13 protein-coding genes are annotated in these 13858 nt (G+C 74.5%); 4 read left to right on the top strand and 9 right to left on the bottom strand.

Annotated features, from left to right (window positions below; all coding sequences use genetic code 11):
* The 3 genes from ectB to AMK11_RS00375 all read right to left on the bottom strand — a co-directional run bounded on the left by ectB (position 1) and on the right by AMK11_RS00375 (position 3390).
* Positions 1 to 1272: a diaminobutyrate--2-oxoglutarate transaminase gene (gene ectB / locus AMK11_RS00385; protein WP_073721486.1), complete on the bottom strand. Its 1272-nt coding sequence runs from the start codon at positions 1270 to 1272 to the stop codon at positions 1 to 3.
* A 133-nt stretch (positions 1273 to 1405) separates the two neighbouring features.
* A complete protein-coding gene (gene ectA / locus AMK11_RS00380) occupies positions 1406 to 1921 on the bottom strand; it encodes a diaminobutyrate acetyltransferase (RefSeq protein WP_073721484.1) in 516 nt (171 codons plus the stop codon).
* Positions 1922 to 2250: 329 nt separating this feature from the next.
* Complete coding sequence (locus AMK11_RS00375) at positions 2251 to 3390, bottom strand: pyridoxal-phosphate-dependent aminotransferase family protein (protein WP_073721456.1); 1140 nt, start codon at positions 3388 to 3390, stop codon at positions 2251 to 2253.
* Between the two features lie 168 nt (positions 3391 to 3558).
* On the opposite strand from AMK11_RS00375, the gene AMK11_RS00370 reads away from it, so the two are divergent.
* The 3 genes from AMK11_RS00370 to AMK11_RS00360 all read left to right on the top strand — a co-directional run bounded on the left by AMK11_RS00370 (position 3559) and on the right by AMK11_RS00360 (position 6326).
* Entirely contained in the window at positions 3559 to 4056 is a 498-nt protein-coding gene (locus AMK11_RS00370; RefSeq protein WP_073721454.1) for a hypothetical protein, read from the top strand.
* 44 nt (positions 4057 to 4100) lie between these two features.
* The gene (locus tag AMK11_RS00365) at positions 4101 to 5192 is read left to right on the top strand and encodes an amidohydrolase family protein (protein ID WP_073721452.1); all 1092 of its coding nucleotides are present in this window, start codon (positions 4101 to 4103) and stop codon (positions 5190 to 5192) included.
* 186 nt (positions 5193 to 5378) lie between these two features.
* Positions 5379 to 6326, top strand: a complete 948-nt coding sequence (locus AMK11_RS00360) for an SCO1860 family LAETG-anchored protein (protein ID WP_073721450.1) — start codon at positions 5379 to 5381, stop codon at positions 6324 to 6326.
* Between the two features lie 352 nt (positions 6327 to 6678).
* Here AMK11_RS00360 and cobC read toward each other — a convergent pair whose 3' ends face one another.
* From cobC to cobM, 6 genes are read right to left on the bottom strand one after another with little or no spacing between them, the layout of a single operon-like run.
* Positions 6679 to 7782 (bottom strand): Rv2231c family pyridoxal phosphate-dependent protein CobC, encoded by a 1104-nt coding sequence (gene cobC / locus AMK11_RS00355; protein WP_073721448.1) that lies wholly within the window; start codon positions 7780 to 7782, stop codon positions 6679 to 6681.
* The gene (locus AMK11_RS00350) at positions 7754 to 8674 is read right to left on the bottom strand and encodes a sirohydrochlorin chelatase (RefSeq protein WP_073721446.1); all 921 of its coding nucleotides are present in this window, start codon (positions 8672 to 8674) and stop codon (positions 7754 to 7756) included. Before AMK11_RS00350 ends, cobC begins: the two co-directional genes overlap by 29 nt.
* Positions 8671 to 9288, bottom strand: a complete 618-nt coding sequence (locus tag AMK11_RS00345) for a precorrin-8X methylmutase (protein ID WP_073721444.1) — start codon at positions 9286 to 9288, stop codon at positions 8671 to 8673. Before AMK11_RS00345 ends, AMK11_RS00350 begins: the two co-directional genes overlap by 4 nt.
* Positions 9285 to 10970, bottom strand: coding sequence for a precorrin-3B C(17)-methyltransferase (gene cobJ, locus AMK11_RS00340; protein ID WP_073721442.1), 1686 nt, complete (start codon positions 10968 to 10970; stop codon positions 9285 to 9287). The genes AMK11_RS00345 and cobJ overlap by 4 nt, the downstream gene beginning before the upstream one ends.
* Positions 10967 to 12208 (bottom strand): bifunctional cobalt-precorrin-7 (C(5))-methyltransferase/cobalt-precorrin-6B (C(15))-methyltransferase, encoded by a 1242-nt coding sequence (locus AMK11_RS00335; protein ID WP_073721440.1) that lies wholly within the window; start codon positions 12206 to 12208, stop codon positions 10967 to 10969. Before AMK11_RS00335 ends, cobJ begins: the two co-directional genes overlap by 4 nt.
* Positions 12205 to 13041 carry a precorrin-4 C(11)-methyltransferase gene (gene cobM / locus AMK11_RS00330; protein WP_073721438.1) on the bottom strand — a complete coding sequence of 279 codons (837 nt, stop codon included), beginning with the start codon at positions 13039 to 13041 and terminating at the stop codon, positions 12205 to 12207. The genes AMK11_RS00335 and cobM overlap by 4 nt, the downstream gene beginning before the upstream one ends.
* Positions 13042 to 13127: 86 nt before the next feature.
* Between cobM and AMK11_RS00325 the strand changes: the two genes are divergently transcribed.
* Entirely contained in the window at positions 13128 to 13856 is a 729-nt protein-coding gene (locus AMK11_RS00325; RefSeq protein ID WP_073721436.1) for a ZIP family metal transporter, read from the top strand.
* The last annotated feature ends 2 nt before the right edge of the window (positions 13857 to 13858 follow it).

Genomic DNA, 13858 nt, shown 5'->3' with positions numbered 1-13858 from the left:
TCAGGCGGTCTCGCGCACGGCCCGCGCGAGGGTCTTCATGCCCTCGTCCAGCTCGTCGGGCGTGATGGTGAGCGCCGGCAGCAGCTTGACGACCTCGCTCTCGGGACCGGAGGTCTCGATGAGCAGCCCGAGCTCGAAGGCGCGCTTGGCGACCCGGCCCGCACGCTCCTTGTCGTGGAACTCCAGGCCCCAGACCAGGCCGCGGCCGCGGTACTCCTTGACGTCGGCGAGGTTCTCCTCGGTGATGGCGATCATGTGCTGCTCGACCTGCTCACCGCGGGTGCGGGTCTGCTTCTCCATCGCCGACCCGTCGGCCCAGTACGTCTCCAGCGTGGCGGTCGCCGTGACGAAGGCCGGGTTGTTGCCGCGGAAGGTGCCGTTGTGCTCGCCCGGCTCCCAGACGTCCAGCTCCGGCTTGAACAGGGTCAGCGCCATCGGCATGCCGTAGCCGCTGATCGACTTGGAGACGGTGACGATGTCCGGCGTGATGCCCGCTTCCTCGAAGGAGAAGAAGGCGCCGGTACGGCCGCAGCCCATCTGGATGTCGTCGACGATGAGCAGCATGTCCTGGCGCTCGCACAGGGCGGCCAGGGCGCGCAGCCACTCGGCCCGGGCGACGTTGATGCCGCCCTCGCCCTGCACCGTCTCGACGATCACGGCGGCCGGCTTGTTCAGGCCGGAGCCCTGGTCCTCCAGCAGCCGCTCGAACCAGATGAAGTCCTCGACGGTGCCGTCGAAGTAGTTGTCGAACGGCATGGGTGTGCCGTGCACCAGCGGGATGCCGGCGCCGGCCCGCTTGAACGCGTTGCCGGTCACCGCGAGCGAGCCCAGCGACATGCCGTGGAAGGCGTTGGTGAAGGACACGATCGACTCGCGCCCCTTCACCTTCCGCGCCAGCTTCAGCGCGGCCTCGACGGCGTTGGTGCCCGTCGGGCCCGGGAACATGACCTTGTAGGGCAGGTCACGCTTGCGCAGGATGATGTTCTGGAACGTCTCCAGGAAGCGGCGCTTGGCGGTGGTCGACATGTCGAGCCCGTGCGTGACGCCGTCCCGCTCCAGGTAGTCGATCAGCGCGCGTTTCAGGACGGCGTTGTTGTGCCCGTAGTTGAGCGAGCCCGCTCCGGCGAAGAAGTCGAGGTACTCGTGGCCGTCCTCGTCGTACATGCGGCTGCCGACCGCACGGTCGAAGACGGTGGGCCAGCCGCGGCAGTAGCTGCGCACCTCGGACTCGACGGTCTCGAAGACGCTGAGGTCGGGCTGGGTGATGGTCACGACGAATCGCTCCTCGTTGGGTGAGGGTGGGAGAGGAAGGTCGTACGGGTCCGGGGGACCGGTGCGGTCCCGGCCGGGAAGTCTGAGGGGCCGGACTGGCACGGGGTGCCGGGCTGTCCGGCGCGCCGGTCGGTCAGCGGGCGGTGGCCCGCAGGGGGCCGATGCGGTACAGGACCTCGGGCTCGTGCGGCCCGTCGGGGAACAGGCCGGTGTCGAACAGCACCTCACGCTCCAGCCGGGCGCCGTGGCGCTCGGCGAACGAGGTGAACAGCCGCTGGGATGCGGTGTTGTCCGGGGAGATCGTGGTTTCCAGGGTGGTCAGTCCGCGCTCCGCGACGGTGCGGGCGGCCAGTCCGTCGAGCAGGGCGGCGGCGAGCCGGCGTCCGCGGTACGCCTCGTCCACCGCGACCTGCCACACGAGGAGGGTGTCCGGCCGGTCCGGCCGGACGTACCCGGTGACGAAGCCGACCGGCTCCCCGCGCTCGTCGCGGGCGACGGCCGACGTGGCGGCGAAGTCACGGCACCAGAGCAGATAGCTGTAGGACGAGTTCAGGTCGAGGACCTTGGAATCCCTTGCTATCCGCCACAGGGCGGCCCCGTCGGCCACTCTCGGACGGTCGATTTGCAGGTCTGCTTGCGCGGCAGTCATGCAAATTGAATTTACCCAGCGAAATTCGAAATTGCATCGCCGTGTGGGGTTACGTATGGGAGCGTCGTGTGTTATCACGCGGGCGCGTGCCGCCGCGCGAGGCGACGGCGTTATGTGGGGGTTTCTGCCGGGCGTAAGCCGCAAAACGGGCAGCATGTGTATCGGGTCACAATCACGTAACTCGCGCGAGACGTGCCCGAAATGTGTAGCTTGGGCTTCGCGGAATCTTTGTGTTTAGGTCCCGGAAAAGCGGGCAGAAGAATACGGGAAGCTGTGCTGAGCGTAATTCCTTAATTCTGTTTGTGTGAGCGTCGGGAATTACCCCGAATTCACGCGCCCGTCCCCGCCGTCGAATGGCCGGGACCGGCCGGCCCGTCCCAGGCGTCCTCGACGGCCCGCCGGGCGGCCTCCAGATCGGCCTTCAGCCCCTTCTCGGCCAGCGCGGCACCCAGTGCCGCCAGGGAGCCCTGAACGGCCCCGGGCGTGGCGTCCGGGCCGTAGTGGTTGACGCGGATCATCTCCGTGGCCAGCGCGCCCCCGCCCGCGGCCAGCGGCAGCGCCGGGTCGGACGCCAGGGCGCGGGCCACCAGTTCCGAGGCGTCCACGTCCGGCGGCGTGCGCAGCGTCGTCGCGACCGGCGCCGCGTCCCGCGCCTCGTGCACGTACGGCTCCAGACCGCCCAGCGCGAGCACACCGGCCCTGGTGGCCGCCGCGGCCGACGCGTGCCGCGCCGTCACCTCGTCCAGCCCCTCCGCCTCGATGCGCTCCACGCACGCCTCCAGCGCGAGCATCTCCAACTGCGCCGGAGCGTGCAGCAGCGCCTTGCGCCCGCCGTCGATCCAGCGCTCCTTCCAGTCGAGGAGGGACAGGTAGGAACGTCGCGGGGCGTTTGGGTTCGCCGCCATCCGGGCCCACGCCCGCTCGCTCACCGACACCGCCGACACCCCGGCCGGGCCGCCCATCGCCTTCTGCGCGCCGATCACGCACAGGTCCACGCCCCACGCGTCCGGGAGCACCGGCTCGGCGCCCACGGAGGCCACGGCGTCCAGGTAGAACAGCGCGCCGTGCGCCCGCACCGCCTCGCCGATCTCCGCCACCGGGTTGGTGTTCCCGGTCGCCGCCTCCGCGTGCACCAGGGACACGAAGTCGATCTCCGGGTGCTCGGCGAGGGCCGCGCGGATCTGCTCGGCCGACACCGCCGTGTGGAACGGCACGGCGAGGTCGTGCACGGTCGCGCCGCAGTCCCGCAGCCAGTTGCCGAACGTCTGCCCGTACGGCCCCGTGATCACGTTCAGGGCGACGGTCCCCGGCCCGGCGGCGGCGCGGATGGCGCCCTCCAGCGGCAGCAGCGCCTCGCCCTGCATGATCACGACGTCCTGTCCCGTGCCGAGCAGGCGCGCGACCAGGTCCTCGATCGCGGCGAAACGGCCGGCGCTCAGCGGGGCGAGGTCCAGGAAGGGGTGGGTCACGGCGGTGCTCTCTTCAGTAACGGTCAGGTGTACGGCGCGTACGCAGTCGAGAGTAACCACCGCCCCCGCCGCCACTCGCGCCGGAGGGCTTCCGTTGCGACACCCCCACGCCCGGAATTGTGGCTTCCGCAACAGTCACGGTGATCGTCGGGGTGATGGACTCGGCCCGTGATCCTCCTTCTGCTCGTCCTCGTCGCGGTGGCGACGGCCGCCGTCCTGCGCCGGGGCGCCGGCGCGTATCCCCGTGTGCGGACGGCCTCGGCCGTCGTGCCCGCGCCGCGCAAGCCGGGCGCGCCCTTCCGCGTCGTCGCCGGGGTCGCGGGCTGGGCCGCCGCCCTGCTGTACCTCTGGGGTCTGCTGGGCGTGGGTCTCGCGGCCCTGGAAGCGGAGGACGGCGGGGCGGGCTCCTCGCCGCTGCGGCCGTGCCGTGCCGGCGTGTCCCCGGAACTGTCCGGTCAGGTCATCGACTACTCCGTCTCCTACCTGCCCCTGCGCTTCAGCTGCGAGACCGTCGACGGCGAGACCTACGACACCGCCGACGTCCCCGGCTACGTCAACCCCGGCGTCGCCGTCCTCGCCCTGACCGCCGTCGCGAGCGCCGTCGCGGCCGGGTACGCGACCGAACTGCGCGCCCGCGCGGCAGTACGGCGGGACGGCGGCCGGTGACCGGGCCTTCGAACGGCCCCGGGACCCGGTCTAAGGTGCGGGACATGAGCGATCGCACGGTGCTGCACGTCAAGGGTCGGGTGCTCGTCGGACCGGAGGACGTCCGGGACGAGCTGTGGGTGGTCGACGGCAGGGTCTCGTACGACCGCCCGGCCGGCGCCGCCGACATCCGCACCGTGCGCGGCTGGGCCCTGCCCGGCCTGGTCGACGCCCACTGCCACGTCGGGCTCGACCAGCACGGAGCCGTGCCCGAGGACGTCGCCGAGAAGCAGGCGCTGACCGACCGCGAGGCGGGCACCCTGCTCATCCGCGACGCCGGCTCACCCTCCGACACCCGCTGGATCGACGACCGCGACGACCTCCCGAAGATCATCCGGGCCGGCCGGCACATCGCCCGCACCCGCCGCTACATCCGCAACTACGCCTGGGAGGTCGAGCCCGACGACCTCGTCGCCTACGTCGCCCAGGAGGCCCGGCGCGGTGACGGCTGGGTGAAGCTGGTCGGCGACTGGATCGACCGCGACCTCGGCGACCTGTCCGCCTGCTGGCCGCGCGGCGCCGTGGAGGCGGCCATCGCTCAGGCCCACCGCCTCGGTGCCCGCGTCACCGCCCACTGCTTCGCCGAGGACTCCCTGCGCGACCTCGTCGAGGCCGGCATCGACTGCGTCGAGCACGCCACGGGCCTCACCGACGACACCATCCCGCTCTTCGCCGAGCGGGGCGTCGCCATCGTGCCGACCCTGGTCAACATCGCCACCTTCCCCGCCCTCGCCGACGGCGGCGAATCCAGGTTCCCCCGCTGGTCGGCCCACATGCGCCGGCTCCACGAACGCCGCTACGACACCGTGCGCAACGCCTACGACGCCGGAATCCCGGTCTTCGTCGGCACCGACGCGGGCGGCTCGCTGGCGCACGGCCTGGCGGCGGCGGAGGTCGGGGAACTGGTCACCGCCGGCATCCCGCCCGTCGAGGCGCTGGCCGCGACGACCTGGGCGGCCCGGCGCTGGCTGGGGCGCCCCGGCCTGGACGAGGGCGCGCCGGCCGACCTGGTGGTGTTCGACGAGGACCCGCGCGCGGACGTGCGCGTGCTCCGCGCTCCGCGCCGGGTGGTGCTGAACGGGCGGGTCGTCGGTTAGCCGACCGGAGTGACGGCGGGGAACACCCGTGCCGTGGGATTCGAAAAGACGGGCGGAAACCCCACGAAGGGGTGAAGTGCCCCGCTATCGCTGACGGTTCGCCGTGCGCGGCGACATCCTTTCCGGGTCCCAAGCATGTCGCTCATGCGTGTCCCGCACGCATGTCTCACTGGGGGTCCCACCACCTTGAACGGCAACACCTTCCGCATGCCCGCACGCCGCCTCGTGACCGTCGCGGCGGCCACCGCCCTCGCCGCCGGTCCCGCGGCGCTGGCCGGCGCGGGCACCGCACAGGCGACCGGCGACCACGGCCGCGCGAGCGCCACCGTCCTGCGCACCGGGCTCGACGTGTCCCTGCTCAACAAGACCGTGAACGTCCCGCTCACGGTCACCCTCAACGAGGTGCGGGCACCCGAGAGCGCCGAGCAGACCGCGCTGACCGCCCGCCTCGACGGCGTCGACGGCGGCAAGCCCTTCAGCGTCCTGCGCGCCGACGTGGCCCAGGCGAAGGCGACGGCGACCGCGGCGAAGAGCGAGGGCCGCACCGAACTGGCCCACGCCAAGGTGCACGTCCCGGGTCTGCCCCTGCTGTCCCTGATCGAGGTCGGGAAGGTCACCTCCACGGCGACCTGCGAGGCCGGTAAGGCTCCGGTCGCCGACGCCAACCTGCTGGGCGCGGTGACCGTCCTCGGCAAGAAGGTCACGCTGACCACCGGCGGGCCGACGGAGGTGAAGGTGCCCGGCGTCGGCGAGGTGCGGCTCGACCTCTCCAAGACGCGGACCACCTCGACCACGGCCGCCGCCACCGCGCTCGAACTCAAGGTGTCCGTCAACCCGCTCGACCTGAACGTCGCCGAGGTCGACGGCACCCTGACCCTGGCCGAGGCGACCTGCGAGTCCCCGGCCGCCCCGGAGCCGGAGGCCGCACAGCCCCCGGCGAAGGGCGAGGAGCCCCCCGCCGCCGAGCAGGAGGCGGAACCGGCCGCCGACGTCCAGCCCCAGGGCGCCCGCGCCGAGGCGGACCTGGCCGAGACCGGCGGCAGCTCGGCCACCCCGTACATCGCCGCGGGCGCCGCCGCGCTGGTCCTGGCGGGCGGCGGCTCCCTGGTGCTGGCCCGGCGCGGACGCGGCTGACCGGCGACGGGGGCGGCGGCCGGGCGGTTCCGGTTCCGGTCCCATTCCGGTCTGGTTCCGGTTCCGGGAGGGAGCAAGACCGTGCCGGGCTGCGGGCGGAGCACCGCGCGAAGCTCCGGGGGAGGCGCGAGAGTCCGGCGCGCTGGCCCGGCACGGCTCCTGGGGGCGTGGGGCCGGTCCGGCTCCTGCGCGCAGGCTCTGAGGGACTCCGCACGGGGCCCGGGAAAGGTGCCTGTCGGACGCACGCCGGTCCGCGCGGTCCCGTCGGCCCGACGGGGACGGCTGCGCGTCCGGCCCGGGCGGGGCACTCGGAACGGCCGTGAGGCTCGCAGGCCGCACGGTCCCGCCCCGCTCACGGAGACTCCGCCACCGCCCGCCCCAGCGCCCCCAGGAAGCCGTCCGTCGTCGCCCGGTCCCGTACCGCCAGCCGCAGCCACTCCTCACCCAGCCCCGGGAAGGTGTCGCCGCGCCGTACCGCGTACCCGAGGTCGCGCAGCCGGTGGCGTACGGCGGTGGCCCGCGGGAGGCGGAGCAGGACGAAGGGACCCTCGGCGGGAGCCACGACCCGCAGGCCGGCGCCCGCGAGGTCCGCGAGCCCGGCGACCAGGTGGGCACGGTCCGCGGCGATGCGGTGGGCCGCGTGTGCGGCCTCCGCCAGCGCCCGCGGCGCCACGCACGCCTCGGCCGCCGCCAGCGCGGGCGTGGACACGGGCCACAGGGGCTGGGCGCGTTCCAGGTCCGCGATGGTGTCCGGGGCGGCGAGGACGTACCCGATGCGCAGCCCGGCCAGCCCCCACGTCTTGGTGAGGCTGCGCAGGACCACCAGCCCGGGGACGTCCGTGCGCCCGGCCAGCGCCTCCCGCTCACCCGGCACCGCGTCCATGAACGCCTCGTCCACGACCAGCGTCCGCCCGGGACGGGCGAGCCCGGCGACCGTGTGCGCCGGGTGCAGCACCGACGTCGGGTTCGTCGGATTGCCGACGACCACCAGATCGGCGTCCTCGGGGACGGCGGCCGGGTCCAGCCGGAAACCGTCCGCCTCCCGCAGCAGCACCCGGCCGACCGTGTGCCCCGCGTCCCGCAGCGCCGCCTCCGGCTCCGTGAACTGCGGGTGCACCACGACCGGCCGGCGCACCTTCAGCGCCCGCGCCAGCAGCACGAACGCCTCCGCCGCACCCGCCGTCAGCAGCACCCGCTCCACCGGCAGCCCGTGCCGGGCCGCCACCGCCGCCCGCGAGGCCCGCCCGTCCGGGTAGGCCGCGAGCGAGCCGAGCGAACCGGCGACGTGCTCGCGCAGCCAGGCCGGGGGAGTGTCCGCGCGGACGTTCACCGCGAGGTCCACCAGCGCCGAACCGTCGTCGCGCACCTCGGCGTCCCCGTGGTGCCGCAGGTCGGGCCCTGTGTGCTCAGCGTGCGGCCCCCGGGCCTCAGTGTGCGTGGGAGTGTGCGTGTCCATGCCCGTGATGGTGCCCGTGGTGGTGATGGCCGTCGTCGTCGGGGTGGAAGTGCGGCTGCTGCGGCAGCCCCACCTTGTCCTCGAACCCCGGCAGCGCGATCCGGTACACGCAGGAGTCGCAGTTCATCCGAAGGTCGCCCTTCACGGCCTCCTCGTACCGCTCCCACACCAGGTCCAGCAGCTCCGGCTCCGGGCCGATCACGTCCGCCGACCGCACCTCGGTCTCCGGGTGCGCGGCGGCCCACTCCTCGGTCTGGTGCCGGACCCGGTCCGGGAGGATGCCCGTGAACAGGAAGTACGGCAGCACCACGACCCGCCGCGCCCCCAGCCGCACACACCGCTCCAGGCCGCCCGGCACGTCCGGCTTCGCCAGCGACACGAACGCCGTCTCCACGGCCCCGTACCCGCGCCCCTCCCACAGCAGCCGCGCCGCCTTGAACACCTCGGCGTTGGCGTCCGGGTCCGTCGACCCGCGCCCCACCAGCAGCACGGTCACCTCGGCGGGGTCCCAGGCCGGGTCGACCGCCTCCGCGAGCCGCCGCTCCAGCACGCGCAGCAGCGCCGGGTGCGGGCCCAGCGGACGCCCGTAGGTGTACGAGACGCCGGGGTGGCGCTCCTTCTCGCGGGACAGCGCCGCCGGGATGTCGCCCTTGGCGTGCCCGGCGGACACCAGCATCAGCGGCACCGCGGCGAACCGGCGCACCCCGCGCTCGACCAGCTCGGTGACGGCCTCGCCGAGCGGCGGCGGGGACAGCTCGATGAAGCCGCCCGCGACGGGCAGTTCGGGGTGGCGGCGGCCCAGCTCGCGCACGAAGTCGCGGAACGCCTCGGCTCCGGCCTCGTCCCGGGTGCCGTGTCCGGCGACGAGCAGGGCGGGCGGGGGGGTGGTCACGATTTCTCCTCGGAATGCTCGGGATACTCGGAGTGCTCGGAGTACGAAGTGGGGTGGTACAGCAGGGCGTTGAGCGCGGCGGCGGCGACCGCCGAACCGCCCTTCTCGGACACGTTGCTGACGGCGGGCAGCCCGCTGTCGCGCAACGCGGCCTTGGACTCGGCCGCGCCGACGAAGCCGACGGGCAGACCGATGACGAGCGCCGGGTCCGCGTCCAGGGTGAGCAGCTCCTCCAGGGCGGTCGGCGCGTTGCCGATCACCCAGAGGGCACCGGGACCGACCTGCTCGTACGCGAGCCGGATCGCGTGCGCCGAACGGGTCAGACCCGGCCCGGCCACGGCGTCCTTCAGCCGGCAGACGGTCTCCCGCCGGGTGATCCCGGCCGCGACCATCTCGACGTCCACCACGACGGGCGCCCCGGCGTGCAGCGCGGCGTACGCCTTCTCCAGCGCGGCCTCGTCGGTGACGAGGTCGGTGGCGTACTCCAGGTCGGCGGCGGAGTGGATGACCCGCTCCACCACCGCCCGGGTCAGCGGCGGGAAGTGCGAGGTGTCCAGCCGGGCGCGCAGCCGCCGGTAGGACTCCTGCTCGATGGGATGGACGACGCGGTTCATGCTGGCTCCTCCTGCCACCGGTAACCGCGCGGCGTCACCATGCGCCCGGCGATCTGCCGGGTCGCGGTGTTGCCCACCGTCACGACCGTCATCATGTCGACCGTCGCCGGGTCGAGGGCGGCGAGCGTGGTCAGCCGGCTCGACTCGTCCACGCGGGACGCGTTGCGCACGACACCCACCGGCGTCGCCGGCTCCCGGTGCTCCGCGAGAATCGCCAGCGCCTTGGGCAGCTGCCAGTCGCGGCCCCGGCTGCGCGGGTTGTAGAAGGTCACGACGATGTCCGCCTCGGCCGCCGCCCGCACCCGCCGCTCGATGACCTCCCACGGCGTGTGCAGGTCGGACAGGCTGATCGACACGTGGTCGTGGCCGAGCGGCGCGCCCAGGATCGCCCCGGCCGCCAGCGCCGCCGTCACGCCCGGCACCCCGACCACGTCGATGTCGTCGGACGCCTCCGCCAGCGCCGGCGAGGCCATGGCGTACACCCCGGCGTCCCCGCTGCCGATCAGCGCCACCGCGTGACCCCGCCGGGCCTCCTCGACCGCCGTCCGGGCCCGCTCCTCCTCGGCGCCGAGCCCCGACTCCAGGACGCGCGTGCCCGGCCGCAGCAGGTCGCGGATCTGGTCGACGTACTGGTCGAGCCCGACCAGTACCGACGCCCGCCGCAACTCGGCCTGCGCGCGCGGCGTCACCAGGTCCCGGGCGCCCGGCCCGAGCCCGACCACCGCGAGCCGCCCGCGGCCCGGCCGCCGTACGACCGCGCAGGTCGCCATGGCGGGCGACGCCGCAGACTTCCGCTTGGGCACGAGGAGTTCGCCGCCGCGCACCAGCGCCGCCGCCTCCGCGACCGACGGCGTGCCGACGGCCGCCAGCGGGGCGTCGGACGGATTGGGCACCTCGACGCCCGCCAGCTCCCCGGCGGCGTACGTCACCAGCGGCACGCCCAGCCGCTCGGCGGCGCCCACGATGCCGGGCTCCTCCGCCTTGGCGTCCACGGTGGCCAGCTCGGCGACCGACGCGACGGACAACCCGGCCTCCCGCAGGGCCTCCTCCACCAGCCCCAGCACCTCGTCGACCGGCGCGCCCTTCGAAGCGCCGACGCCGACGACCAGGGACGGCGGGCGCAGCACGACCTCGCGCTCGGGGGCCGGCTCCACCAGACGGTCGGTCACCCGGACCGTGTGCGCCCCCTCTCCGGCGACCGGCAGCGGCGGCAGCGGCCAGCTCACCTCCGCCCGCAGCGCCACCGGCTCACCGTCCAGCAGGGCCCGCGAGACCCCGGCGACGTCACCCTCCACGGGCAGCCCGAGCGTGTCCAGGCCGGGCAGGCCCACGGCGTCCGTCGCCGTCGTCACCACCGGCTCCGCGCCCAGTACCTCGCCGATGGCGCGGGCGAGTTCGTTGGCGCCGCCGCCGTGGCCGCCGACCAGCGACACGGCGAACCGCCCGCCCTCGTCGACGCAGACCACACCCGGGTCCGTCCGCTTGTCGTCCAGCAGCGGCGCCACCAGCCGGACCACGGCCCCCGTGGCCAGGAAGCACACGAGCTGCTCGCACTCCGCGAACGCGGTCCGTACGGCGTCCGCGACGGGACCCCCGTACACGCGCGTGCGGTCCGGCCACGCCGCGGCCAGCCGGTCCCGCGCCGCCGCTCCCGCCGCGGTGGCGGAAATGAGGCCGATCAAGGGGCAACTCCTTCGGTACGGCTGTGGGGCCTGACGCCCCACAGCAGGAACACGGGATTGGTGGCCGCGAGCCGGGTCACGTCACCCGGCAGCGGCGCCAGCCGGGACGACTGCAGCAGCACCCCGTCACACTCCAGCCCGGCGTCGAGCAGCGCCTCGCGGGCCGCCGGCACCCGGTCCAGCGCGGCCATCGCGACGACCACGGCCCGCCGGGCGCGCCGCGCGCAGGCGGCGACGATCGACGGCAGTTCGCGCCCGCCGCCCCCGACGAACACGGCGTCCGGATCGTCCGGAGCGTCCAGGCCGGACAGCACCGCGGGCGCCGCCCCGTGCACCACCCGCACGTCCACGCCGTGCGCGGCGGCGTTGGCGCGGACCCGCTCCACCCCGTCCGGCGTCTTCTCCACGGCGGTGACGGCGGCGCCGAGCCGCGCGCACTCCACGGCCACGGACCCCGAGCCCGCCCCGACGTCCCACACCAGGTCCCCGGCCCGGGGCCCGAGCCGGGCCAGCGCCAGCGCCCGCACCTCGAACTTGGTGATCATCGAGTCGCGGTGGGCGAACTCCGTCTCGTCCAGGGCCCATCCACCGGCCCCCGGTCGCGGCCCGGCGACCGCGCGCACCGGCCCCAGCGCCCGCGCCTCGTCCAGGCACAGCACCACGCTCACCGCCGCCCCCCAGTCCCGCCCGGCGGCCTCGGCGGGCGTCACCCGCTCCACCCGCTCCTCGCCGGAGCCCAGAGCGGACGCGACGACCAGGACCCGGGCGTCGGTGCGCAGCGCGGCGCCCAGCTCCGCCGGGCCGGCCCCCGGCCCGGTCAGCACGGCGACCTTCGGGTGCGCGCGGCACAGGTTCACCGCCGTCCGCAGGTCCCGCCCGTGCGCGCTGGCCACCACGGCGTCGTCCCACGGCAGCCCGGCCCGCGCGAAGGCGGCGGCGACGGAGGACACCCCGGGCCGCACGTCCAGCCGCTCCGACCCGAACCGCTCGGCCAGCACCCGCACGATCCCGAAGAACCCGGGGTCGCCGGAGGCCAGCACGACCACCCGCCGCCCCTCCGCGACGTACTCGGCGACCGTCTCCAGGGCGGGCGCCAGCGCCCCGAGCACGACCCGCCCGGCCCCCTCGGGCAGCCGCACGGCGTCCAGGTGGCGCCGCCCGCCGACGACCAGCTCGGCCCCGGCGGTGACGTCCTCGCCCGGCGGCGCCCCGGCCCCCATTCCCACGACGGTGATCACGTGCTCGCGCCCCGCGCACGCAGCTCACGCCGGGCCTCCGGATCGGCCTTGCGGTAACCGTGGAAGTGCCCCGGGTGGTACAGGTGCGACCGCGTGCCGCGCGCGTCGAGGGCCGGACCGACCAGGAAGAGGGTGTGCTTCCAGAGCTTGTGCTCCTTGACCGTCTCCTCCAGCGTGCCGACCGTGCACCGCACGACCAGCTCCTCCGGCCAGGTGGCCTGGTACGCCACGACGACCGGCGTGTCCGTCGGATACCCGCCCTCCAGCAGCTCCCGCACCAGCTGCCCGCTGCGCGCCGCCGACAGGAACACCGCCATGGTCGTCCCGTGCTTCGCGAACTCGCGGACCTCCTCCCCGGGCGGCATCGGCGTCTTGCCGCCGCCGAGCCGGGTGAGGACGACGGACTGCGCCACCTCCGGGATCGTCAGCTCACGCTGCGCCAGTGCGGCCACGGCGGAGAAGGCGGAGACGCCGGGCACGACCTCGGTCGCGATGCCGATCTCCGCGCACCGGTCCAGCTGCTCCTGCGTACCGCCCCACAGCGCCGGATCGCCGGAGTGGATACGGGCCACCCGCAGCCCCTCCGCCAGCGCCCGCCGGTAGACGGCCATGACGTCCTCCAGCGACATCGTCGCCGAGTCCAGGACCTGAGCACCCTCCCGCGCGTGCTGGAGCACCTCCGCCTGCACCAGGCTCGCCGCCCAGATCACGACGTCGGCCTCGGCGATGGCGCGCGCCGCGCGGAACGTCAGCAGATCGGCGGCGCCGGGACCGGCACCGACGAAGGTCACCTTGCCGGTACGGGCGGCGGCATCACGGGCCACGGAATCCATGGGACGGGGTCCTTTCCTACGCATATTTACTGCCGTTGCTGCTGTCGTGCGCACGGATTCGCGCTCCGATCGGATAGCAAGGGCCCATGGCGGTCTTCGTCGCGCTCGGCGCGTTCCTGATGACGCTGGCCGGCGGCTGGACGGCACAGCGGGTGACCGACCGGCGCCACCTGGTCCTCGGCCTGGCCGGCGGCCTGATGCTGGGCGTGGTTGGCCTCGACCTGCTCCCGGAAGCCCTGGAGGCGGCCGGCGACGAGGTGTTCGGCGTGCCCGAGGCACTGCTCCTCTTCGTCGCCGGTTTCCTGCTGGCGCACCTGGTGGAACGCCTGCTGGCCGCCCGCCGCGCCGCGCACGGCGCCGAGGAGCACGGACACCGCTCGCCCGAGGTGGGCCTGACGGCCGCCGCCGCGATGGTCGGGCACAGCGCGATGGACGGCGTGGCGATCGGCGCGGCCTTCCAGGTCGGCGGCGGCATGGGAGCGGCGGTCGCGATGGCCGTGATCGCCCACGACTTCGCGGACGGCTTCAACACCTACACGCTCACCAGCCTGTACGGGAACGCCCGCCGCCGCGCCGTCGCGATGCTGTTCGCCGACGCGGTGGCCCCCGTGGCCGGTGCCGCGTCCACGCTCCTGTTCGAGATCCCCGAAGGCGTACTCGGCGCGTATCTCGGCCTCTTCGGCGGCGCGCTGCTCTACCTCGCCGCCGCCGAGATCCTCCCCGAGGCCCACCACGAGCACCCGGCCCGCTCGACGCTGCTGTGCACGGTCGCGGGCGCCGCGTTCATCTGGCTGGTGGTCGGCGTGGCGGAGTGACG

This window comes from Streptomyces sp. CB02414 (assembly GCF_001905385.1).
GTDB lineage: Bacteria > Actinomycetota > Actinomycetes > Streptomycetales > Streptomycetaceae > Streptomyces.
The sequence above is the reverse complement of the archived record's forward strand: the minus strand, read 5'-3'. Positions and strand labels throughout refer to the sequence as shown.